Origin of the sequence: Streptomyces sp. WM6372 (assembly GCF_001279655.1) — a bacterium.
In the GTDB taxonomy this organism is placed as follows: Bacteria; Actinomycetota; Actinomycetes; order Streptomycetales; family Streptomycetaceae; genus Streptomyces.
The window spans coordinates 1-22,645 of record NZ_LGDB01000253.1; the positions used below are offsets into that span (position 1 = coordinate 1).

The following is a 22,645-nucleotide window of genomic DNA, read 5'->3' on the forward strand; positions in this document are numbered from 1 at the left end:
GCCCCGCCCCCAGTCCCGTCCTCGCCCCCGCCCCCGCTCTCGTACCGTCGTCCGTGGACGGGCTCATCGAGGCCGTCCTGGCCGGCGAACACGGCCCGCTCCCCTCCGCACTCGTCGCCACCAGCGTGTTCTGGATCCACCACGGCACCCGGCTGGCCGGCGGCGACACCACGTACCTCAACCAGTACGTCCTGGTCCGCCTGGGCGGCTCCTTCGGCGGCTGTGCCTTCGAGGCCGGGGAGATCGACCCGGCGATCTGCCGCGACTCCTCCGGCCTTCCGCTCGACCGGCTGCTGCGCGAAGCCCCGCGCCCGCTGCGGATCGCCGCCCTCGACGCGTACCTGTCCGAGGCCCGCCCGCACCGGGCGGCCGCGGCGGCGGGCGACGCCGAGTCCGTCGCGCTGCCCACCGGTACCCCCGAGATCCGCGCGAAGGCCCGCGACACGGCCATCGCCGCACTGCTCGACATCCAGGAAGGGGCCCGCGTCGCTCTCATCGGCGTCGTCAACCCGCTCGTCGCGGCGATCCGCGAGCGCGGCGGCGCACCGCTGCCCTGCGACTTCAACCTCAGGGCCACCCAGTGGGGCGACCCCGTCACCGACGACATGCACGCGGTGCTGGAGCGCGCCGAGGCCGTCGTCGCCACCGGAATGACCCTGAGCAACGGCTCGTTCGACACCGTCCTGGAGCGCTGCCGCTCCCGCGGCATCCCGTTGATCGTCTACGCGCAGACGGGCAGCGCCGTCGCCCGCGCCTTCCTCGGCTCCGGCGTGACCGCCCTGTCCGCGGAGCCCTTCCCGTTCTCCCAGTTCAGCGCCGAGGAGACGGTCCTGTACCGCTACCGAACGGTGGGCCGCGCGTGATCCCCACCGGCACCGGACACGCCCCCTGCCACCATGGCGAGATCCTCCAGGGCGTCTTCCTCGACGCGGACGGCCGCCGGTGCGCCGGCCTGGTCACCCTCCCCATGCCCGGCCCGGGCAGCCGCGCCGAGTTCGTCCGCAGGCCCGGTACCGGGGCCGGGGCACTCACCGTCGTACCGGCCGACCGTACGAAAGCGGTACGGGCCGCGGCCCTCGCGGTGGCGGAGTGCGCGGAGCGGACCGGACAGCCGCCCTGCGGCGGGCAGTTGAGGCTCACGAGCGACATACCGGTGGGGCTGGGCATGGGCAGCTCCACCAGCGACGTGATCGCCACCGTGCGCGCCGTCGCGGACTCGTACGGTCTGCGGCCGACCCCCGAGGCGGTCGCCCGGCTGGCCGTACGGGCGGAACTGGCGTGCGATCCGCTGATGTTGGACGGACGGCCGGTGCTGTTCGCCCAGCGGGAGGGCCGGGTGCTGGAAGCCCTCGGCCCGGCGCTGCCGCCGCTGGTCGTGGTGGGCTGCGCCCTCGGCGAGGGCGCGCCCGTGGACACGCTGTCCCTGCCCGTGCGCGAGCCCGGCGACGGCGACGTACGGGCCTTCGAGCGGCTGCGTACGCTGCTGCGCCGGGCGGTGGCCACGGCGGACGCCCCACTGCTCGGCGAGGTCGCCACCGCCAGCGCCTGGCGCGGCCAACAGACCCTCCGGCACCCGGAGTTCGAAGCCCTGACCGGCATCTCCCGGCGGGTCGGGGCGGTCGGCGTACAGATCGCGCACAGCGGCGCGGTGGCGGGCGTGCTGTTCGACCCGGCCGCTCCGGGCCTGAGGCACCGCGTGCGCAGCTGCCTGCGCGCCCTCGACGCCCACGGGATCCCCGCCACCCGGACCTTCACGACGTTCACCACCACCAGCGAGGAGCTCCCGCATGGACCAGCACATCGCCGACGCGATCGGCCGGCCGGACCTGATACGGCTCGACGACCGGCTCGTCTGCCTGCGCTTTGAGACCATGAAGGTGGTCTCCGCGCTCGCCGCGGTGCGCCATCTGCTGGACACCGGGGCGGTGCGGCGCGGGGACACCCTGCTGGACAGCTCCAGCGGCATCTACGCGTACGCCCTCGCCCTGGCCTGTCACCGGTACGGCATGCGCTGCCACATCGTCGGCTCGACGACGGTGGACCGCACGCTGCGCACCCAGCTCGCCGTCCTGGGGGCGACGCTGGAGCAGATGGAGCCGTGCAGCGACCTGAAACTCGACCAGAAGCGGCGGGTGGAGCGTATCCACGAGATCCTCGCCGAGCACCCCGAGTACCACTGGATGCGGCAGTACCACGACGACGTCCACTACCTCGGCTACCGCGCGATCGCCGACCGGATCCGGGAGGCGACCGGCGGTCGGAGCGGCGACGCCGCGGGGCTCACCGTCGTCGGCGGGGTCGGCTCGGGGGCCTCCACCGGAGCCCTCGCCCGCTACCTGCGCGGGGCGGCCGCGGCCGCCCCGGCCGACGTCGAACTCGTCGGGGTCCAGCCGTACGGCAGCCTCACCTTCGGCGCCGAGCACGTATCGGACCCCGAGATCATCATCGCCGGGATCGGCAGCTCCATCCCGTTCGGGAACGTCTCGCACGAGCTGTACGACACCCTGCACTGGATCTCGTTCGACGCGGCGCTGGCCGGCAGCGTCGACCTGCTGCGCCGGCACGCGGTCTTCGCGGGGCTCTCCACCGGCGCCGGCTACCTCGCCGCCCGCCACGAACGCGAGCGCGCCCCCGAGCGGACGGTCCTCTTCATCGCCGCCGACACCGGGCACCGGTACGTCGACACCGTCCACGCCCGCCACCGGGAGGCGGCTGCGATCGCGGACCTCGCCCCGCGGGAGGTCTCCGACCAGGGGCAGCTGGCCCTCCCGTGGTGCCGGATGCGCTGGAACCGGGCCCCGCGGCTGCCCTGACGGCGACGCCGGCGCCGGAGCCGGCCGGGGAATCGGCGCCGGCCGGGGCGCCGGCATCGGCGCGGGTCAGCCGGCCGCGGTGAGTTCCCCGCTGAGGGTCCCGTGCAGGCGGGCGCTGGGTCCGTTCAGGCCGACGATCTCCACCGTCTTGCCGCGCTGGGCGTAGCGGTGCTCGATCGCGTCGAGTGCCGCGACCGACGAGGCGTCCCAGACGTGCGTGGCGGACAGGTCGATGACGACCTTGTCCGGGTCACCGGCGTAGTCGAAGCGGCCGACGAGCTCGTTGGAGGAGGCGAAGAACAGCTGGCCGCTGACCGCGTAGACGACCTGGCGTCCATCGGGGTCGAGGACCGCCGTGACGTCGGCGAGCCGGGCGACCCGCTTCGCGAAGATGACCATGGCGGTGACGGATCCCGCGACGACACCGACGGCGAGGTTGTGGGTGGCGACCACGCAGGCCACGGTGAGGGCCATGACGGCGATCTCGCCCGCCGGCATCCGCTTGAGGGTCTTGGGCGCGATCGAATGCCAGTCGAAGGTCGCGAAGCAGACCATGATCATGACGGCGACCAGGGCGGCCATCGGGATGTCGGAGACGACCGGCCCGCAGACGATGCACAGCACCATCAGGAACGCGCCCGCGAGGAACGTGGAGAGCCGGGTCCGGGCGCCGGAGACCTTCACGTTGATCATGGTCTGGCCGATCATCGCGCAGCCGCCCATGCCGCCGAGGAACCCGGTGACGATGTTCGCGATGCCCTGCCCGATGGATTCCCGGGTCTTCGACGAGTGCGTGTCGGTGATCTCGTCGACCAGCTTCGCCGTCATCAGGGACTCCATCAGTCCGACGAGCGCCATGGCGAACGCGTACGGGGCGATGGTGGTCAGCGTGTCGAGCGTGAACGGTACGTCGGGCAGCCCGGGGACGGGGAGCGAGGACGGCAGCGCGCCCTTGTCGCCGACGGTCGGGACCGCGATGCCGGCGGCGACGGTGATCACGGTCAGGATCACGATCGACACCAGCGGGGCCGGGACCGCCGTGGTGATCTTCGGGAACAGCACCATGAGCGCCAGGCCGGCCGCCAGCAGCGGATAGACGGCCCACGGCACGTCGCTCACCTCCCGCACCTGGGCCATGAAGACCAGGATGGCGAGGGAGTTGACGAAGCCGACCATCACCGAGCGCGGGATGAACCGCAGCAGCCCGCCCACGCCGAGCGCGCCGAGCACGATCTGGAACACCCCGGCCAGGATGACGGCGGCCACCAGGTATCCGAACCCGTGCTCCCGGTTCAGCGGTGCGATGACCAGGGCGACGGCCCCGGTGGCGGCCGAGATCATCGCGGGCCGCCCGCCGACGAGGGCGATGGTGACGGCCATGGTGAAGGAGGCGAACAGCCCGATCGCCGGATCCACCCCGGCGATGATCGAGAACGAGATCGCCTCCGGGATCAGCGCCAGCGCGACCACGAGCCCGGCCAGCACCTCGGTGCGCAGCACCGTCGGCGACAGCCAGGACGGCCGGAACCCGCGCAGCCGCGCGGGCAGGGACAGAGCGGAGTGGGGCAAGGGGAACGGACCTGTCGGGCGGGCACACCGCCAACCGGCAGGCGAGCAAACGAAGCGAAGCCCCCAAGGTACCCCGTGAGCCCAGGACCCCCGGGACCCCCGGGGCCCCCGTCCCCGGAACCGGGCCCCGGCGCCGCCGCGGCGGTCCCCACCGCTCGCGGTCGACCGGCGAGCCCTCGCCGACCCGTCGCAACGGAGGCGTCCAGAGCCCGTGCGCGGTCTTCCCGGTGGCGCCGCGCTGAGGACGGCCCGGTCGGCCGGGGGCGGCCGACCGGGCCCTCGGTTCAGGGCCAGGGCCAGGGGCCGGCCCCGGCCCCGCCTGACCCTGGATCAGCGGAGGTCGAACCGGTCGAGGTTCATCACCTTGTCCCACGCGGACACGAAGTCACGTACGAGCTTCTCTCCCGCGTCCTGGGACGCGTAGACCTCCGACAGGGCCCGCAGCTGCGAGTGCGAACCGAAGACGAGGTCGACGGCGGTGGCCGTCCACTTGACCTCGCCCGTGGCCCGATCGCGGCCCTCGAACACGTTCTCGGCCGTGGCCGAGGCCTTCCACTCCGTACCCATGTCCAGCAGGTTGACGAAGAAGTCGTTGGTCAACGTCTCCGGCCGGTCGGTGAAGACGCCGTGGGAGGACCGCCCGAAGCCGGTGTTCAGGGCGCGCATGCCGCCGATCAGGACCGTCATCTCGGGAGCGGTGAGGTTCAACAGGTTGGCGCGGTCCAGCAGGAGCGTCTCCGGCGCGAGCTTCTCCCCCTCCCGGATGTAGTTGCGGAACCCGTCGGCCCTGGGTTCGAGCACCGCGAACGAGTCCACGTCGGTCTGCTCCTGCGAGGCGTCCGTACGCCCCGGCGCGAACGGGACCGTGATGGCGTACCCGGCGTTCTTCGCGGCCTGCTCGACGGCCGCGCACCCGCCCAGGACGATCAGGTCGGCGAGCGAGACCTTCGTGCCGCCCGTCGCCGACGCGTTGAAGTCCTGCTGGATCTCTTCGAGGGTCCCCACGACCTCGCCCACCTCGGGCAGGGCGTTGCTCTCCCAGTCCCGTTGCGGCGCGAGCCGGATCCGGGCCCCGTTGGCCCCGCCGCGCTTGTCGGTGCCGCGGAAGCTCGCCGCCGCCGCCCAAGCGGTGGTGACCAGCTGGGAGACGGACCGTCCGGAGGCGAGGATCTTGGCCTTGAGGGCGGTGACGTCCGCCTCCGAGACCAGCGGGTGATCGACCTGGGGGACGGGGTCCTGCCACAGCTGCGGCTCGGCGACCCACGGGCCGAGGTAGCGCGGGAGGGGTCCCATGTCGCGGTGCAGCAGCTTGTACCAGGCCTTGGCGAACGCCAGCGCGAGCTGGTCCGGGTTCTCGTGGAAGCGCTTCGCGATCGGCGCGTAGACCGGATCGACCTTCAGCGCGAGATCCGTCGTCAGCATCATCGGGGCGTGCCGCTTCGACGGGTCGTGGGCGTCGGGCACCGTGCCCTGGGCGGCCGGGTCCGTGGGAGTCCACTGGTTGGCACCGGCGGGGCTGGTCGTCAGCTCCCAGTCGTATCCGAACAGGTTGTCCAGGTACCCGTTGTCCCACTTCGTCGGCGCGGTGGTCCACGCGCCTTCGAGCCCGCTCGTGAGCGCGTCGACGCCGACGCCGGTGCCGGACGCGTTCTTCCAGCCGATGCCCTGCTGCTCGATGGGGGCCGCCTCGGGCTCCGGACCGATGTAGGCGGGATCGGCGGCGCCGTGGCACTTTCCGAACGTATGGCCGCCGACGATGAGCGCGAGCGTCTCCTCGTCGTCCATCGCCATGCGCGCGAACGTCTCGCGAATGTCCCGGGCTGCGGCCACCGGATCCGGATTGCCGTTGGGCCCCTCAGGATTGACGTAGATCAATCCCATCTGCACGGCGCCGAAAGGACCGGTGAGTTCCCTGTCACCGCTGTAGCGCTCGTCTCCGAGCCAGGTGTCCTCGGGCCCCCAGAAGATTTCCTCGGGTTCCCAGGTGTCCTTCCGTCCGAAACCAAATCCGAACGTCTTGAGCCCCATGGATTCGATGGCGCAGTTCCCGGCGAAAATCAGAAGGTCGGCCCAGGAGATCTTCTGTCCGTACTTCTGCTTGACCGGCCAGAGCAAACGGCGTGCCTTGTCCAGGCTCGCGTTGTCCGGCCAGCTGTTGAGGGGGGCGAAGCGCTGGGAGCCGGCGCCGCCGCCGCCCCGGCCGTCGGCGATGCGGTACGTGCCCGCGGCGTGCCAGCTCATGCGGATGAACAGGGGCCCGTAGTGGCCGTAGTCGGCGGGCCACCACTCCTGGGACTTCGTCATCACCTCGAAGACGTCCCGTTTCAGCGCGTCGACATCGAGGGTCGCGAACTCCTTCGCGTAGTCGAAGTCCTGGCCCATCGGATCGGACAGGGGCGAATGCTGGTGGAGGACTTGGAGGTCCAGCTGATTCGGCCACCAGTCCAGGTTCGTCCTGGGTCGAGTCGGCGCGGGGGTCGGGGAGGTAATTGCTGGGTTCTCGCTGTCGCTGCCGGACACGTCCGCCCTTCTTCCTGTCTCGGTGTCTTCTGCTGTTTCTGTTTCTGCTGACTGCTGGGCGTCCGTATGGTCGCGCACCGCGGACCGCACCGCCACGAGAACACGCAGAACTCTTCCGGACGCTGAGGAATTCGGGGAAAGGCGGGTTTTCGGATGAACGGGACCGGCCCGGACGGGTGACGTGTCCCGCCGTACGGCGGGTCGCGGGTCGGGGACGGGCCGGGCCGTCAGGATGGCCCCCTCCCGACAGTGAGAAGGAGTTGTTCGTGCTCGAGAGACAGCGTCGCAAGAACGCCACCGAAGTCACCTTCGTGCTGCCCGACGGGGACCCGCCCGGACCGGTCAGCGTGGTGGGAACGTTCAACGGCTGGCAGCCCGGCTCCCACGTCCTCGAATCCCGCCCCGACGGGACGCGCGCGGTGACGGTGGCACTGCCGGCGAAGGTCACCCACTCCTTCCGTTACCTCGCGGCAGGGGACTACTGGTTCAACGACGAGGGCGCCGACGGCCAAGACGGTCCCAACTGCCGCCTGCAGACCTGATCCCGGCCCCGCTCGCCGCCCGCCCTGCCCCCACGGCCAGGGCGGGCCCCACCCCGGGCCGGGGGCGGGGTACGGGCCGGCGCACCGCCGGGGGCGTCAGGACCCCGCCGCGCCCTGGCCCCGGGCTGCCGTGCGGCGGGCCGCCGCGGCGTCCGTGACGTCGAGGAACACCTGGTCCAGCTCGGGCCAGCGCGTCTTCAGCTCCTTCTTGATGCGGACCATCGCGTCCTCGACGGTCTCGCTGTCGTACCCGGGCGTCAGGTCGACGCTCGCGGCGAGCAGCGCCGAATCCGGACTCAGCCGCATGGTCAGCAGGGAGGTGACCGAGTCGATCTCCGGCTGCTTCCGCAGCAGCTCCCGTACCCCTCGCTGCACCTCGGGATCGGCCGCCTCGCCGATCAGCTGGGCCCGGGCGCCCTTGCCGAGTGTGTACGCCACGTAGACCAGCAGGACGCCGATCAGGATGGAGGCGGACGCCTCGTACGCCACCTGCCCGGTCGCCATGTGGAGACCCATCCCCGCCATGGCCAGCAGGACGCCCGCGCAGGCCGTGCTGTCCTCCGCGAGGACGGTCCGCAGCGCCGGGTCCCGGCCCGCCCGGATCTCCTCGCGCAGGCCGTGCCCGGCCGCCGCGGCCGCGCCGCGGACCTGGCGGACGGCGCGGACCAGCGAGGCCCCCTCGGCGAGCAGCGCCACGAAGAGCACGGCGAAGCCGATCAGATACCCCTCGTGGGACTCGGAACCGCCCGAGCGGAACGCCTCGACGCCCTGGAACACCGAGAAGCAGCCTCCGGTGACGAAGATGCCGACGGCGGCCAGCAGGGACCAGAAGAAGCGCTCCTTGCCGTAGCCGAAGGGGTGGTGCCGGTCGGCCGGCCGCCGGCTGCGCTTGACCGAGGCCAGCAGGAAGACCTCGTTCATGCTGTCGGCCGCCGAGTGGGCGGCCTCGGACAGCAGCGCGGGAGAGCCGGCGATGACGCCGCCGACTGCCTTGGCGACGCCGATGACCAGATTGGCCGCCAGGGCCACCCAGACGGTGAAGCGGGTTTCGCTGTCCCGTTTTCGCTTCCGCGCGGAGTGCGTACGGGTGTCGCCCACGGCATCGGCCTGCCCGGTCGCGGCCACCTTCAGGTCTTCAGCAGCCGGTTGAAGAAGGAGCGGTAGCGCTGCAGCGCCAGCCGCAGCTCCTCCGTGGGCACCTCCTCGCCGCGGCCCCACTGGCCGACCAGCGACTCCTTGTGGTCCGCGAACGAACGGGCGAGCGTCTGCATCACCTCCGCGACCAGGGTGTCCGCGGAGCGGACCGCGTCCTGCGGGTCGTCCACGAAACGGCCCTGGATCTCGCGCCATGCCGTCCGGTACTCCTCGGTGTCCTTGCTGTCGAGCAGGGGCTGGTCCTCGGTCTCGTCGGGAGCGTTTCCCTCCGCGGCCGGCGTGCCCGCCTCCGCCTCGGTGCCGCGGGCGTCGTCCTGCTCCGCCGCGGTCTCCGCAGTGGCCTCGCCGGGGTAGACCGCCGCCCCTGCCTGCCGGCCGGGGTCGGCCAGGTCCTGCGTGCTCAGACCGCTGCCGCCCGGGCGCTCCTCGCCCCCGGCGCGGTCCTCGAACTCGCCGTTGTCGCGCATGTCATCGACCTCCTCGGTCGCTCAGCAGCTCGTCGAACAGGGCGCGGTAGTGCACCATCGCCCCGCGGAGCTCTTCCGTCGTCGCCTGTCCGTCCGTGCTGCGCACCTTGACCGCGTGCGCCGCGCGATAGTGCTGGAGGGTGCCCGCGTGGGCCACCGAGAGGTCGCGGACATTCTCGTCGTACCCCTCGGTGGGGTAGCCCCGTTCCTTCATCAGCCGGGACACCAGCTCGTCGGCCTGCGTCACGGACCCTTCGGGGCGGTCCACGAAGTGCTGCTGTACATCGCTCCAGTCCTGCGCGTACGCCTGGCGGCGATCCTCCGGAAGCTCCTTGATGGCGAGGTAGGCGTGGCGCTCCTCGCGGGAGTGCAGCTCCCGGTCGGCGGCCAGCCGGCCGCCCTCCTGCTCGACGGTGCGCTCGTACTCCGGTCCGAACCGGTCCTGCAAATGGCGCCGTCGCGACATCGTCCACAGTCCTGCCGCGATCGCGATCAGTACGACCGCCACGGGCACGATGATGGCGATCAGTGTTCCTGTTGACATGGTGGGCCTCCGTCCCGGGGGCTCGTCGATGTGGTGTGCGGGTGTCCGCCGGCGCGTGGGTCAGACACGACCGGCGCCGGATCGTGTGCCGGACGCGGCGAACTCCCGGACGAGCGAGCCGCAGAAGGCGTCCAGGTCGTCCGGCTTGCGGCTCGTGATCAGCGTGGCCGGCTCCGCGCGGCAGACGTGCACCTTCTCGTCCACCCACGTGCCGCCCGCGTTGCGGATGTCGGTCGCGATGCTGGGCCAGGAGGTGAGGGTCCGTCCGCGTACGACGTCCGCCTCCACCAGCGTCCAGGGGGCGTGGCAGATCGCGGCGACGGGTTTGCCCGCCTCGAAGAAGTCGCGGGTGAAGCCGACGGCCATCTCGTTCCTGCGCAGGGCGTCGGGGTTGGCGACGCCGCCGGGCAGCACGAGCGCGTCGAAGGCCTCCGAGGTGTCACCCGCCAGGACGTGGTCGACGGCGAAGGTGGCCCCCTTGTCGAAGTGCCGGAACGCGCGGACGCGGTCGGGCCCGGTCGACACCAGCCGCGGGTTCCATCCGGCGTCGAGCACGGCCTGCCAGGGCCGGGTCAGTTCGATCTCCTCGACGCCCTCGGGCGCCATGAGGAATGCGATGCGCATCTCGTACCCCCTCGTTCGGTCGGGTGGTTCCGGCACCGCGGCTCTTCGCCGGGGCGCGGCCGGGCCGGTGCCGGGCCGGTGCCGGGTCGGTTACGGGTTCGGTGTGGGTTCGGTGCGGGTGCGGACACGGGCGTACCGGGCCCGTCTCGTACTGGGGCGCCTGCCCGCACGGGAGCGTCTCAATCAGCGCCCCGCGGGCTCGCCGACACGGGTTGCGTGCCGCGGGCCCGCGCCGGTGTGCCCGCGCCGGTGTGCCCGGTCGGTGTGCGGCCATTCGGTTGCTCCCGGGGCGGCCGGAGGCCCAACGGCCTCGCCACCGCCGCGCCGTCGCCCGGCGTCGGGCTAGGGTCGGGAAACGGACCGTCCTGCGGCAGCCCGCGTGCGAACGCGGACGGAGAGCCGCCGAGAATGACCCACCCGGTCGCGGGTACCCGTACCGGGCCGTGTCCCCATGCGGAGGAGGCCCGCGACCATGCCGGACGACGATCGGGACGAGACCCCGGCGGAGCGGGCCGATCGCCGCTGGAACGAGACGCTCCAAGAGGTCCGCGTCGCCCAGACCGGGGCCCAGATCCTCTTCGGCTTCCTGCTCAGCGTCGCCTTCACCCCCCGCTTCGCCCAGCTGGGCCCCTTCGACCGGGGTCTGTACGTCGTCACGGTGGCGCTGGGTGCCCTGGCCACCGGGACCATGATCGCCCCGGTGGCCTACCACCAACTCCTGGCCGGACACCACCTCAAGCCGCAGCTGGTCCGGGCGGCGGGCCATCTGGTCTCGATCGGCATCGTGCTCCTCGCGCTGACCGTGACCCTCTCGGTGCTGCTCCTGCTGCGGGTGGCCACCTCGCACTGGATCGCCTGGCCGGTGACGGCCTGCGTCACGGGCTGGTTCGCGATCTGCTGGCTGGTCATGCCGAGCATGCTCCTGCGCAGCAGGACCAGAAACGGGTGAGGGGCCGGGCGGCGCGGGTTTCCCGCGCCGGCGGGCGGGCAGGCGCGTCGCGGGGGTGGTACGACGCTTTTCGAGGAGTGACACGTCATGGAAGACCAAGGCGGCGCCGGAGGCGCTCCCCTGCACGGTCACGGCGACGAGCAACGCCGGCGCGCCCCGCACGTCGAGAGGACCGGACCCGGCAAGGACGAGCATGCCGTCCGGGCGGCGGACACCGACGAGGCGAGCCGTCTCGACAGGCCCGGGCAGGCCCCGAAGAAGGGCCCCGGCCCGGTACGCGAGATCCCCCACGAGGAGAGCGGGAAGTCGGACCGCTGACCCCCGGGAACAGACGCTCGTACTCCCGCAGGCGTTCGAGCCCCGGTGAACGCCGCGCGGGGGTGGTTCCGGGGGTCCGGCGAATCCGCCGAGGGTGTGGATCGTATGATCGCACAGCTCGTGCGGCCTAAATCCGTAGAGTAACCGGTCGGTAGCTCTGGATCATCAGCCCCGTTCTCGGTAGCGTCATCTCCGCGCCGCCACACCCAGGGCACACGGCCCTGCGGGACTCGTGGCGCAGGGGAATTACTCACGTTGACGACTGCCATTCAAGGCATCTTCGCCGTCCGTCCCTATACGCCTCACTGCCAGGTCATCCACGACGAGGGAGACCATGCCGTCATAGGCATCTCGTCCGGGAACTCCTACTTCACCCACGACCGCGTGCTAGAACTGGCCCGGTGGGGACTCGACCACTTCCGGCAGGTCGATCTCATCTGGACCGACATGCACGTCGCCGAGATGTTCGTGGCACTCGGGTACCCCGAAGTCGAAGCGCAGCGCAAGGCGGTGAAGAACCTCCGCGGCGTCCGCGCCAAGGTCACCTCCGCCGTCGCCGCCCTCGACCCCGAGGGGGAGCGGCTGCGCGGCCGCCCCATGTCCGCACTCCTGGAGCTCCCCGCCTACCAGCGCATCCGCTCCGGGCTCGACGTCCTCATGGCCGACGACCCCGAGTTCCGCGAGGTGTGCGACCAACTCGCGGCCCGGTTCCTCGCCGACAAGCTGGACGGTCAACCGCCCACCGAGCTCCAGCGCGAGGTGTGCATCAAGTACGTGTGCGCCGAAGTGCCGCTGTTCCTCGACACCCCGGCCATCCTCGGGGTCTCCTCCTCGCTCAACTGCTACCACCAGGCACTGCCGTTGGCCGAGCTGCTGTACGCACGGGGCTGGGGTCTGCGCGCCTCGCGCAATCAGGGCCACGCCGTCATCACCCCCGCCGAAGAACGCGAAGAACAGGACCGCCGCGCATGACCAGCACCATCGAACCCACCACGGCGGCCATGGCCGACGAGCTCACCCGGTTCCCGTTCGACGCCAACGGCACGCGGCTGCCCGACGAGATCGCCCACCTCCTCGCCCACGAGCCGGTCAAGAAGGTCCGCACCATTGCCGGGGCGCAAGCCTGGCTGGTGTCCTCCTATCCGCTGTGCAGGCAGGTGCTCGACGACCCCCGGTTCTCGCTCAAGGACACCTCCGCCGAGGGCGCTCCCCGCCAGTACGCGCTGACCATCCCCCCGGAGGTGGTCAACAACATGGGGAACATCACGGGCGCCGGGCTGCGCAAGGCCGTGATGAAGGCCCTCAACCCGAAGGCCCCCGGGCTGGAGGCGTGGCTGACCGGCCACGCGCACGCCCTCGTCGACCGGCTCGTCACCACCGGGATACCGGGCGACCTGCGCCACGACTTCACCGTCCCGTACTCCACCGGGCTGCACTGCCACATCCTCGGCATCCCCCAGAGCGACGGCCCCGACCTCTACCGCTCGCTGCACGTCGCGTTCATGAACAGCCCGCGCACCATCCCCGCGGCGGGCATCAACTGGGACCGCGACATGAGCCACATGATCGACCGGCTCAACGACCCGGAGACCACCGGTCTCATGGCCGAACTCGCCGCCCTGCGCGACGACCCCGACTACGCGCACCTGACCGACGAGATGCTCGCCACCGTAGGCGTCACGATGTTCGGCGCGGGCGTCATCAGCGTCATGGGGTTCCTGACCATGGCCCTCGTCTCGCTGATCCAGCACCCCGATCTCAAGGCGCGGTTGATCGCCGAACCGGCGCTCATCCCCGCCGCCGTCGACGAGTTGCTGCGCATCAACCTGTCGATCGCCGACGGACTGCCCCGTATCGCCACCGAGACCATGCGGCTCGGCGACGTCACCGTGCAGAAGGGGGAGCTGGTCCTCGTCCTGGTCGAGGCCGCGAACCACGACCCCGCCGAGTTCGAGGACCCGCACACCGTACGTCTCGACCGGCCGAACCCGAACGCGCACCTGTCGTTCGGGGGTGGCGGCCACTACTGCCCGGCCACCGCCCTCGGCAAGCGGCACGCGCAGATCGCCATCGAGGTGCTCCTCCAGCGGCTGCCCGGCCTGGACCTGGCCGTGCCGATCGAGCAACTCGTCTGGCGCACGGGGTTCATGAAGCGGATCCCGGAGCGGATGCCCGTGCTCTGGTGAGCCCGCCGGGGGAGTGAGTGCGAGGCGCTGAGGGCCGGGTCCGACCAACCCGGCCCTCAGCGGCGTCCGCGTACGTCCGTCACCTCTCCGCCACGGCCTCCAACGGGCTCAGGGCGGCCGCGCGGCGGGCGGGCACGGCGGCCGCGAGCACGCCGATCGTCAGGGACACCAGGCACACGAGGAGCAGCGTCCCCCAGGGCAGCGCCAGGGAGTACTCCTTCATGGCGCCGTTGGCCAGCGACCCGACCGCCCAGGCCCCGAACAGCCCGCCCGCCAGGCCCAGCAGCGTGCCGAAGGCGGCGACGGTCACCGACTCCAGGCGGATCATCCGCCGGATCCCGGCGCGGTCCATCCCGATGGCGCGCAGGACGCCGATCTCCCGGGTGCGGTCCGCGACCGACATGGCCAGGGTGTTGACGATGCCGAGCAGCGAGATCACGGTGCCGATGGCGAGCAGCCCGTACATCAGGGTCAGCAGGTCGGCCAGCGAGCCGGCGGCCTCGTCGACGAGCGCCTGGCGGTCCTTCACCTGCACCAGCGGGCTGTTGCCCGCGGCGGCGCGCAGCCGGTCCTCGGTGGTCTTCGAGACCGCGGCGCCGTCGGCGCGGACGAGGATCCGCTGGACGGAGCCGGGCAGGAAGCCGTCCCGCTGTACGTCGGCGCGCGATCCCAGCACGTCCCCGGCAGTGGGGTTGTCCTCGTAGACGCCGACGACGGTGTACTGCGTGACCTCCTGGTTGCGGCCGATGCGGGCCTTGACCCGGCTGCCCGCGCTCACGCCCTGCTCGCGGGCGACGGCGGCGGAGACGGCGATGCGGCCCGGCCCCAGGTCCTTCAGGGAGCCGCCGACGAAGTCGAGCTTCATGACGTCGCCCACGGTGGCGGGGTCGACGCCGGCGATCTTGCGGACGCCGCCGCCGGTGAAGACGGTGGAGTCCGCGATGCCCGCCGCCGTCCTCACCCCGGGGGTGGCGGCCACCCGCTGCTCGGTGCCCGGGTCGAGGGCGGTCATGCTGCTGCGGCTGCCGATCACGTAGTCGGCGCCGAGGCCGGCGGCGGCCTGCCGGTCCAGGGCCTGCCCGGTGGAGTTGCCGATGACGGCGAGCCCGGCGACCAGCGCCGTACTGACGATCAGGGCGGAGGCGGTGGCCGCGGTGCGCCGCGGATCGCGCAGCGCGTTCTCACGGGCCAGGCGCCCGGTGATGCCGAAGCGGCCGGTCAGCCGTCCGGTCAGCCGGATCACGGGGACGGCGAGCAGCGGCGCCAGCACGATCAGGGCGACGACGAGCAGCGCGCAGCCGCACATCGCGTTCTGCAGGTTCTCCTCCGAGGCGTCCTTCGCCCCCGTGAGCGAGACCAGCAGCCCGGCCCCGGCGACGAGCAGGAGCAGCCCCACCGCGCCGCGGACCCGGGAGGCGGTCGCGGTGGGCGGCTGCTCGCAGGAGCGCAGCGCCTCGATGGGCGCGACCTTCGCCGCCTTGCGGGACGGGAGCCACGCGGCGAGCACCGTGACGCCCACGCCCACGCCGAGCGCCGCCACGACGGGGAGCGGGCCGATCACCAGGGGGCCTTGGGGCAGGGAGTCCTGCGAGGTGCTCAGGAGGTCGGGCAGTACGGAGGCGATGCCGAGGCCGAGCACGAAGCCGGCCGCCGACGAGACCAGACCGAGCAGGACGGCCTCCCAGAGGAGGGAGCGGACCACCTGGCGGCGCGTGGAGCCGATCGCCCGCAGCAGCGCGATCTCCCGGGTGCGCCGGGCGACGAGCATGGTGAAGGTGTTGACGATGAGGAAGGAGCCGATGAACAGCGAGACCCCGGCGAAGATCATCGGCATCTTCTGGTGGCCGCGGGTCAGGGTGTTGGTGTAGGTGGCCTGCTGGGCCGCCTGGGCGGTGCCGGTGACGGCCTCGGCCCGGTCGGCCGGGAGCAGGGCGGTGATCCGCTCGGCGAGCTCGAACCCGTCGGTGCCGGGCTCGGCGGACACGTCGATCGAGGTGTACCGGCCCGGGGACGCGAACAGCTCCTGGGCGGTCGCCTTGTCGAACACGGCGAGGGTGCCCCCGGCCGTCACCCGCGAGTCCCCGGTCCTGACGATGCCCACGAGCCGCTTCTTCAGGACCGGGCCGTCGGTGGCCAGCGTGAGCGTGTCGCCGATCGAGAACCCGCCGGCCGCCGCGGTGCCGCTGTCCACGGCGAGTTCCCCGCTGCCGCGCGGGGCGCGGCCCTCGACCAGCGGATGGCGGCCGTCCTTGCCGTCCTTGCCGGGTACGTAGGCGGCGGCCAGGTTCGACCGCGCCTTGCCGGCCCGCAGCGGGCGGCCGTCCGTGCCGTTCAGGGTGGCCGAGCCGTCGGCCGCCGGCCGCGCGGCGGCGACGCCGGGTACCTCGGCCAGCTTCCGTACGAGCGCGTCGTCGAGCGCTCCGGCCTCCTCCCCGGCGGTCCCGGGCGGGGCGGACTTCGGGGTCACGGAGACGGCGGTGTCCGCGAAGTCCTTCGACGCGGCGGCGCGGTAGGCCGCGGCGGAGGACTCCGCGAAGACGAGGGTGCCGCAGACGAACGCGACGCCCAGGCAGACCGCGAGGACGGTCATGACCAGACGGGCCTTGTTCGCGAGGACGTTGCGCAGGGCTGTTCTCAGCATGGGCAGCTTTCGGGGACGTGGGCGTACGGGGAGCCGGAGGGGGAGCCGAGGAGGGAGGGGGCGGGGGCGGGCCGCGGGTCAGCTGGTGCGGGAGCGGGCGTCGAACGCCTTCATCCGGTCCAGGACCCGGTCCGGGGTGGGGCGGGACATCTCGTCGACCAGCCGGCCGTCGGAGAGGAAGACCACGCGGTCGGCGTATCCGGCGGCGACGGGGTCGTGGGTCACCATGACCACGGTCTGGCCGAGCTCGCGCACCGAGTCGCGCAGGAAGCCGAGGACCTCGGCCCCGGCGCGGGAGTCGAGGTTGCCGGTGGGCTCGTCGCCGAAGATGATCGCGGGCCGGGAGGCCAGGGCGCGGGCCACCGCCACGCGCTGCTGCTGCCCGCCGGACAGCTGTCCGGGCCGGTGGCCGAGCCGCTGGGAGAGACCGACCATGGAGACCACGCGGTCCAGCCACTGCTGGTCGGGGCGGCGGCCGGCGATGCTGAGCGGCAGCGTGATGTTCTCCAGCGCGGTCAGCGTCGGCAGCAGGTTGAAGGCCTGGAAGATGAAGCCGATCCGGTCGCGGCGCAGCTCGGTGAGCTGCCGGTCGTTCAGGGTGCTCAGCTCGGTGGTGCCGATGCGCACGGAGCCGGAGCTGACCGAGTCGAGCCCGGCGGCGCAGTGCATCAGGGTGGACTTGCCGCAGCCGGAGGGGCCCATGATCGCGGTGAACTCGCCCTCCCGGAAGGCGATGCTGACACGGTCCAGGGCGACGACGCGGGTGTCGCCGCTGCCGTAGACCTTCGACAGGTCGCTGGTCGCCGCGGCGAACCCGGTCGTGGGGTGCGGCGCGAGGGCGTCAAAGGGTGCGGCGGTCACGGGGACTCCTCTTCGGTGCGGGTGGATGCACTTCGAAGGGTGTCCGGGACGTGTATCGGGACCCGGGCCGCCGCGTATCGGCGTCCGCGTCGCTTCGTATCAGTCGTGTAGGTATCGGTCGTGCGGGGGCGCCCGTCAGGACGGCGGCAGGCGCAGGGTGGCGACGGCGCCGCCGTCCGGGGCGTTGTCCAGGCGCAGCTCGGCGCCGAGGACCCGGGCCTGGCCCAGGGCGATGGTCAGACCCAGGCCGTGGCCCGAGCCGCGCTCCGCCGCGCCCGTGTGGAAGCGGTGCGGACCGTCGCGCAGCAGGTCGGGAGGGAAGCCGGGGCCGTGGTCGCGTACGACGACGGTACGGCCCTCGACGGTGACCTCGACCGGGGTCGCGCCGTGCCGGTGGGCGTTGACGACGAGGTTGCCGACGATCCGTTCGAGGCGGCGCGGATCGGTTTCGACGGTCTCCTCGGACTCGGCAGCCGCCGTACCCGGAGGGTCGGCCACGGTGACCGAAGCGTCCAACCCGGTACGCGACACCGCCTCGCGGACGACCGCGCCGAGCGGCACGCGGGCGCGGACCGGGTGCTCGGCGCCCGCGTCCAGCCGGGAGATCTCCAGCAGGTCCTCGACGAGACCGCGCAGATCGCGTACCCGGCCCCTGACCAGGTCCTCCGTCTCGCCGGCCGGCAGCAGATCGGTCGCGGCGAGCAGGCCGCCGACCGGGGTGCGCAGCTCGTGGGCCACGTCCGCCGTGAACTGGCGCTCGGTCCGCAGCCGCCGGCCCAGGCTGTCGGCCATGAGGTCGACGGTGGCGGCGATGTCGGCCACCTCGTCGCCGCCCTTGGTGGGCCCGGTACGGGCGTCCAGGTCGCCGGCGGAGATCCGGCCCGCGGTCTCGGAGACCCGGCGCAGCCGGCGACCCAGCAGCCCGGCCCCGTAGGCCGCCAGCGGCACGGCGGCCCCGAGCGAGACCAGGGAGGCAACCGCCACGCTCATGTCGAGCCGGCGCAGCTCGTGGAGCTCCGCGTTCATGCTGACCTGGACGGCCAGCAGCGGGCTGTCCGGTCCGCCGACCCGCTGGGCGGCCCAGACGCTCGGCCCGACGTTGTTGTCGACGTGCCCGTCGTAGGCGGTGTGCCGGTCGCCGTCGGCCGGACGGCGCAGTACGGGGGGCAGCTCGGCGGGATCGAGCCCGGCGCCGTCCACCAGCGTCCCGGTGCGCCGGTACGTCTCCATGGCCGCGTGCACGCCGTTGAACGCCCGCATCTCGGCCCGGCTGCGGATGTCGCTCGCGGTCCACAGGTGGACGAGGACGCCGACGGCCGCCGCGACGAGGCAGGCGGTGGCCGCGGCCAGTGCGGCGATCTTCCAGCGCAGGGAGACGCGGTCCGGCCGGGGGAGGCGGCGATACGGGCGCACCGGGCTCAGCGCCTGAGCTTGTAGCCGAAGCCGCGGACCGTTTCGATCCGGTCCCGGCCGAGCTTGCGGCGCAGCCGCTGCACGCACAGGTCCACGACCCGGCTGTCGCCGTCCCAGCCGTACTCCCAGACGTTGCGCAGCAGGGTGTGCCGCTCCAGTACGACCCCCGGGTGGGCGGCGAACTCCAGCAGCAGCTTCAGCTCGGTCGGGGTCAGCGCCACCGGGCTGCCGGATACGCAGACCTCCAGGCCGCCGGTGTCGAGGGTCAGGTCCCCGAAGACCAGCAGGTCCCCCTCGGAGGGGGCCGGACCCTCGCCCGGGGCGCGCCCGGCGCCCGCGGCAGAGGGCGCGTACGTGGCCCGGCGCAGCAGCGAGCGGATGCGGGCCACGAGGACGTAGGTGTCCACGGGCTTGACGACGTAGTCGTCCGCCCCGGCCTCCAGACCGGCCACGATGTCGAGCCCGTCGCCGCGGGCGGACATCATCAGGATCGGCACGAGGCTGGTCTCCCGGACCCTGCGGCACAGGCCGATGCCGTCCAGGCCGGGCAGCATCACGTCAAGGATCAGCAGGTCGAACGTGCCGTCGAAGCCGTTGTTGCCGTTGCCGTTGCCGTTGCCGTCGCCGCCGCGGTCACGGAAGAGCTCCAGCCCCGCGAGCCCGTCGGCCGCGGCCTCCACGCGGTAGCCGTAGCGTTCGAGGGCGACCGAGAAGGAGCGGCGCATCAGCTCGTCGTCCTCCACCAGCAAGACGCGCACGGGGCGCGCGGCGGCCGGGGAGGGGGCGGACGAGGACACGGCGAGGGCTCCTGTGGGGGCGGACGGGCGGGGCGGCGGGCGACCCGAAAAGGAACGATACGGCAGGTGGCGGGTGCGGCGACGGCCTCGCCGACCCGGCCTCCCGCTTCGATGGACAACCAAGCGCCCGCTGATACGCGACGGATACAAACCCCGCCCCGGAGGCGCTCTGGTTGCCGCTCCGGGGCCGTGGGGTTTGACTGAAACGCATGGACGAATCGCGCCGGGCCTGGATCACGATCTTCGGCATCCTCTTCGTCATCCTCGCCGACCTCGCGGCGATCATCCTGATGAACACCGTCGGAAAGTGACCGGCGGACGCATCAGGAACGGAGAAGCGCGGGACGGCGCCCCGAACTACCGTGTTGGTCATGGACATCACCATTCACACGAGCTCCCTGCCGCACGACGACCCGGAGGCCGCGCTGGCCTTCTACCGCGACACCCTCGGGTTCGAGGTCCGCAGCGACGTCGGGCACGGCAAGATGCGCTGGATCACCGTCGGCCCCGTCGGCCAGCCCGACACGTCCATCCTGCTGGCGCCGCCGGCCGCCGACCCCGGCATCACCGACGACGAGCGCCGCACCATCGTCGAGATGATGGCCAAGGGCACGTACGGCTGGATCCTGCTGGCCACCCGGGACCTCGACGCCACCTTCGAGAAGGTCCAGGCCGGCGACGCCGAGGTCGTCCAGGAGCCGACCGAGCAGCCGTACGGCGTCCGCGACTGCGCCTTCCGCGACCCCGCGGGCAACCTCATCCGCATCCAGGAACTGCGCTGAGCCGCGGCACCGGGCAGAGGGGGGTTCCCGCATGTGCAATCCCGCGTGGGGGCGCGCGCTCACCGAGGCGCAGCGCCTGAAGGATTTCGCCCGACTGCGCCGCGTACGCGACCGGATCGACCGGGAGTACGCGCAGCCGCTGGACGTCGAGGCGCTCGCCCGGGGCGCCGGCATGGCGGCCGGGCACCTCAGCCGGGAGTTCCGGCTGGCGTACGGGGAGTCGCCGTACGGTTATCTGATGACGCGTCGCATCGAGCGCGCCACCGTGCTGCTGCGCCGGGGCGGTCTCGGCGTCACCGAGGTCTGCTCCGCGGTCGGCTGCTCTTCGCCCGGCACCTTCGGCGCCCGCTTCACCGAGCTGGTCGGCGTACCGCCGAGCGCCTACGGACCGGTCAGGAATCGAGAAGCACCGGCCGCCCCGCCGCACCTAGCGTGAGGGACATGAACTCCATCGCATCCGTCACCCTCGAGGTGGCCGACCCCACGGCCGCCGACCGCTTCTACACCGCCTTCGGTCTGGGCGCCCAGGTCCGCCTGCGCGCCTCGCAGGCGCCGACGACGGGCTTCCGCGGGTTCGCGCTCGCGCTCACCGTGTCCCAGCCGTCCGTCGTCAACGGCTTCATCGGCGCCGCCCTCGACGCGGGCGCCACGTCGCTGAAGCCCGCCTCCAAGTCCTTCTGGGGCTACGGCGGCGTCGTACGGGCGCCGGACGGGACGATCTGGAAGGTCGCCACGTCGGAGAAGAAGGACAGCGGCCCGGCCCCGCAGCGGTTCGAAGAGATGGTGCTCCTGCTGGGATGCGGGGACGTGACCGCGAGCAAGCGGTTCTACGTCGGCCGCGGACTCACCGTCGAGAAGGGCTTCGGCAGCAAGTACGTCCAGTTCCACGCCCCGGCGGGCGCCGTCAAGCCGGCGCTGTACGGGCGCCGCGCCCTCGCCAAGGAACTCGGCGTCCCCGCCGACGGCACGGGATCGCACCGGCTCGTCCTCGGCGGCGACGCCGGCGCCTTCGCCGACCCGGACGGGTTCACGTGGGAGGAGGCGTCGCTGACGCCCGCGCCCTGACCCGCCACCGACCGACGCCCGACGACGAGGCGCGGATCGGCGCCCTCGTCAAGCGCGCGGTCAGCTGAGGCGGCCGACCGGGGCCGTCAGCGGGCCGTGCCGAAGTCCTGCGTCCAGTAGGAGTTCGGCTGCGCGAGGCCGACACCGATCTCCTTGAAGGCACAGTTGAGGATGTTCTCGCGGTGCCCGGGGCTGTTCATCCAGCCGGTCATGACCTGCTCGGGCGTGCTGTAGCCGTAGGCGACGTTCTCGCCGTACGTCATCCAGCTGAAGCCGCTGCGGGTGATGCGCTCGCCCGGGTCCGAGCCGTCGGAGCCGGTGTGCGACATGTTGGAGTGCGCGGCCATGTCCTGGCTGTGGTTCAGCGCGGCGGCCGTCAGCTTCGGATTGACCGTGAGAGCCGAGCAGCCGACCTTGGCGCGCTCCTTGTTCACGAGGGCCACCACCTCGGCCGCCGGGCCGGAGGCCGTACCGGTCGGGGCGCTCGGCTGCTGCGCGGTGGGCGGAGCCGTCGGCTTCGCGGGGGCCGGGCGCGCGGGCTTCGCCGCGGGGGGCTGCTGCGTCGGCTCGGTGGCCGGCCGCGTCGGCTCCGGGGCCTGAGTGGTCGGCGCGGCCGGCGTGGCCGTCGCCGTCTCGACCGGGAGCGGGGCGTCCGTCGGCTCCGCCAGCGTCTGGATCGACTCGCTGGGGGAGGGCGCGGTGTGGGAGGGGCGCATGCCGTGCCTGCCGCCGGCTTTCGCCCCGCCTGCCCCATTGGTGTGCAGGCACGCCATGGCGGCCGTGGGTATGCCCACGAGGCCCAGGGTGACGGCGGCGATGGTTATTTTCTTGTAGTGCGTCTTCTTGCGGTGCTTGTGCATGCGTGACCTCACGTGGTTTCTGCGATGCGTCCTGCGCCTGAGCTGCTGGAGCGCGGGGGCCGGGCCGCCATTCTTAGAAGCCCCGTAACGGGCTGGCAAGTCTCGCCGCCGGGCCGCGGGGCAGCGCCGGGCGCCGGGCTTGAAAAGGGCGGACAGTCGTGCTGACCGGGTGGTCGGCCGGCTGCGTGAGATCGGGATCCACCATCAGACATGGCTGTGACGTGGCGAGTTGTCGCAGACGCCGCCCTTGCTTGAGATGACCATGTCGGGCGAAGAGGGGAATGTCGATTCGAGTGGGACAAATATCGACATGTCGGTGAAGGGTGAACGGACGTAATGCTTCCGTGATCAGTTGCCCCGTGGTGATGCATGTCACTGTTTCGCGTGGAACCAAGCGGGGCCTCGGGGGCGGGTGGTGTGCGCCCGCCCCCGGCCGCTGATCAGAACCAGTTGATGGTGAGGGGGAAGGTGGTGGTGGCGGTGGCTGTGGTGGAGTCGGTGGCGGTTGCGGTGATCTGGAGGGTTCCGGTGGTCCAGGG

The 22,645-nt window shown here is 72.4% G+C and carries 22 protein-coding genes; 11 read left to right on the top strand and 11 right to left on the bottom strand.

Annotated features, from left to right (window positions below):
• Nucleotides 1–53: 53 nt before the first annotated feature.
• Genes ADK52_RS38550 through ADK52_RS38560 form a run of 3 tightly spaced genes read left to right on the top strand, consistent with a single transcriptional unit; the run spans nucleotide 54 to nucleotide 2,813 of the window.
• A complete protein-coding gene (locus tag ADK52_RS38550) occupies nucleotides 54–863 on the top strand; it encodes a Rossmann-like domain-containing protein (RefSeq protein ID WP_063784060.1) in 810 nt (269 codons plus the stop codon).
• On the top strand, nucleotides 860–1,867 hold the full coding sequence (locus ADK52_RS38555; RefSeq protein ID WP_053694532.1) for a GHMP kinase: 1,008 nt from the start codon (nucleotides 860–862) through the stop codon (nucleotides 1,865–1,867). Before ADK52_RS38550 ends, ADK52_RS38555 begins: the two co-directional genes overlap by 4 nt.
• A complete protein-coding gene (locus tag ADK52_RS38560) occupies nucleotides 1,788–2,813 on the top strand; it encodes a pyridoxal-phosphate dependent enzyme (RefSeq protein ID WP_053694520.1) in 1,026 nt (341 codons plus the stop codon). Before ADK52_RS38555 ends, ADK52_RS38560 begins: the two co-directional genes overlap by 80 nt.
• 66 nt (nucleotides 2,814–2,879) lie before the next feature.
• Here ADK52_RS38560 and ADK52_RS38565 read toward each other — a convergent pair whose 3' ends face one another.
• Nucleotides 2,880–4,367, bottom strand: a complete 1,488-nt coding sequence (locus tag ADK52_RS38565; protein ID WP_053694533.1) for a SulP family inorganic anion transporter — start codon at nucleotides 4,365–4,367, stop codon at nucleotides 2,880–2,882.
• Between the two features lie 345 nt (nucleotides 4,368–4,712).
• A complete protein-coding gene (gene katG, locus ADK52_RS38570; protein WP_053694521.1) occupies nucleotides 4,713–6,902 on the bottom strand; it encodes a catalase/peroxidase HPI in 2,190 nt (729 codons plus the stop codon).
• Between the two features lie 266 nt (nucleotides 6,903–7,168).
• On the opposite strand from katG, the gene ADK52_RS38575 reads away from it, so the two are divergent.
• Nucleotides 7,169–7,444: an isoamylase early set domain-containing protein gene (locus ADK52_RS38575; RefSeq protein WP_030153846.1), complete on the top strand. Its 276-nt coding sequence runs from the start codon at nucleotides 7,169–7,171 to the stop codon at nucleotides 7,442–7,444.
• A 96-nt stretch (nucleotides 7,445–7,540) separates the two neighbouring features.
• On the opposite strand, the gene ADK52_RS38580 is transcribed toward ADK52_RS38575, so the two are convergent.
• Genes ADK52_RS38580 through ADK52_RS38595 form a run of 4 tightly spaced genes read right to left on the bottom strand, consistent with a single transcriptional unit; the run spans nucleotide 7,541 to nucleotide 10,234 of the window.
• Nucleotides 7,541–8,569, bottom strand: a complete 1,029-nt coding sequence (locus ADK52_RS38580; protein ID WP_182508476.1) for a cation diffusion facilitator family transporter — start codon at nucleotides 8,567–8,569, stop codon at nucleotides 7,541–7,543.
• Nucleotides 8,570–8,571: 2 nt separating this feature from the next.
• Entirely contained in the window at nucleotides 8,572–9,066 is a 495-nt protein-coding gene (locus tag ADK52_RS38585) for a hypothetical protein (protein WP_053694522.1), read from the bottom strand.
• A gap of 1 nt (nucleotide 9,067) precedes the next feature.
• Nucleotides 9,068–9,610 carry a hypothetical protein gene (locus tag ADK52_RS38590; protein ID WP_053694523.1) on the bottom strand — a complete coding sequence of 181 codons (543 nt, stop codon included), beginning with the start codon at nucleotides 9,608–9,610 and terminating at the stop codon, nucleotides 9,068–9,070.
• A gap of 60 nt (nucleotides 9,611–9,670) precedes the next feature.
• Nucleotides 9,671–10,234: a type 1 glutamine amidotransferase domain-containing protein gene (locus ADK52_RS38595; RefSeq protein WP_053694524.1), complete on the bottom strand. Its 564-nt coding sequence runs from the start codon at nucleotides 10,232–10,234 to the stop codon at nucleotides 9,671–9,673.
• Between the two features lie 472 nt (nucleotides 10,235–10,706).
• Here ADK52_RS38595 and ADK52_RS38600 point away from each other — a divergent pair, with 472 nt between their 5' ends.
• From ADK52_RS38600 to ADK52_RS38615, 4 genes are all read left to right on the top strand, one after another.
• Entirely contained in the window at nucleotides 10,707–11,183 is a 477-nt protein-coding gene (locus ADK52_RS38600; RefSeq protein WP_053694525.1) for a DUF6328 family protein, read from the top strand.
• Nucleotides 11,184–11,270: 87 nt separating this feature from the next.
• Nucleotides 11,271–11,501, top strand: coding sequence for a hypothetical protein (locus ADK52_RS38605; RefSeq protein WP_053694526.1), 231 nt, complete (start codon nucleotides 11,271–11,273; stop codon nucleotides 11,499–11,501).
• 255 nt (nucleotides 11,502–11,756) lie between these two features.
• The gene (locus ADK52_RS38610; RefSeq protein ID WP_078988938.1) at nucleotides 11,757–12,473 is read left to right on the top strand and encodes a tRNA-dependent cyclodipeptide synthase; all 717 of its coding nucleotides are present in this window, start codon (nucleotides 11,757–11,759) and stop codon (nucleotides 12,471–12,473) included.
• On the top strand, nucleotides 12,470–13,687 hold the full coding sequence (locus ADK52_RS38615) for a cytochrome P450 (RefSeq protein ID WP_324615964.1): 1,218 nt from the start codon (nucleotides 12,470–12,472) through the stop codon (nucleotides 13,685–13,687). Before ADK52_RS38610 ends, ADK52_RS38615 begins: the two co-directional genes overlap by 4 nt.
• A gap of 79 nt (nucleotides 13,688–13,766) precedes the next feature.
• On the opposite strand, the gene ADK52_RS38620 is transcribed toward ADK52_RS38615, so the two are convergent.
• The 4 genes from ADK52_RS38620 to ADK52_RS38635 all read right to left on the bottom strand — a co-directional run bounded on the left by ADK52_RS38620 (nucleotide 13,767) and on the right by ADK52_RS38635 (nucleotide 19,327).
• Complete coding sequence (locus ADK52_RS38620) at nucleotides 13,767–16,328, bottom strand: ABC transporter permease (RefSeq protein WP_053694527.1); 2,562 nt, start codon at nucleotides 16,326–16,328, stop codon at nucleotides 13,767–13,769.
• A gap of 78 nt (nucleotides 16,329–16,406) precedes the next feature.
• Nucleotides 16,407–17,189, bottom strand: a complete 783-nt coding sequence (locus ADK52_RS38625; protein WP_053694528.1) for an ABC transporter ATP-binding protein — start codon at nucleotides 17,187–17,189, stop codon at nucleotides 16,407–16,409.
• 135 nt (nucleotides 17,190–17,324) lie between these two features.
• On the bottom strand, nucleotides 17,325–18,602 hold the full coding sequence (locus ADK52_RS38630; RefSeq protein ID WP_053694529.1) for a sensor histidine kinase: 1,278 nt from the start codon (nucleotides 18,600–18,602) through the stop codon (nucleotides 17,325–17,327).
• A 5-nt stretch (nucleotides 18,603–18,607) separates the two neighbouring features.
• Nucleotides 18,608–19,327 (bottom strand): response regulator transcription factor, encoded by a 720-nt coding sequence (locus ADK52_RS38635; protein ID WP_234344436.1) that lies wholly within the window; start codon nucleotides 19,325–19,327, stop codon nucleotides 18,608–18,610.
• Between the two features lie 443 nt (nucleotides 19,328–19,770).
• On the opposite strand from ADK52_RS38635, the gene ADK52_RS38640 reads away from it, so the two are divergent.
• Genes ADK52_RS38640 through ADK52_RS38650 form a run of 3 tightly spaced genes read left to right on the top strand, consistent with a single transcriptional unit; the run spans nucleotide 19,771 to nucleotide 21,246 of the window.
• On the top strand, nucleotides 19,771–20,181 hold the full coding sequence (locus ADK52_RS38640) for a VOC family protein (RefSeq protein ID WP_053694538.1): 411 nt from the start codon (nucleotides 19,771–19,773) through the stop codon (nucleotides 20,179–20,181).
• A 31-nt stretch (nucleotides 20,182–20,212) separates the two neighbouring features.
• Entirely contained in the window at nucleotides 20,213–20,617 is a 405-nt protein-coding gene (locus tag ADK52_RS38645; protein ID WP_053694530.1) for a helix-turn-helix transcriptional regulator, read from the top strand.
• Between the two features lie 5 nt (nucleotides 20,618–20,622).
• Entirely contained in the window at nucleotides 20,623–21,246 is a 624-nt protein-coding gene (locus ADK52_RS38650; protein ID WP_053694539.1) for a glyoxalase, read from the top strand.
• Between the two features lie 86 nt (nucleotides 21,247–21,332).
• Here ADK52_RS38650 and ADK52_RS38655 read toward each other — a convergent pair whose 3' ends face one another.
• A complete protein-coding gene (locus tag ADK52_RS38655; protein WP_053694531.1) occupies nucleotides 21,333–22,106 on the bottom strand; it encodes a CAP domain-containing protein in 774 nt (257 codons plus the stop codon).
• Between the last annotated feature and the right edge of the window lie 539 nt (nucleotides 22,107–22,645).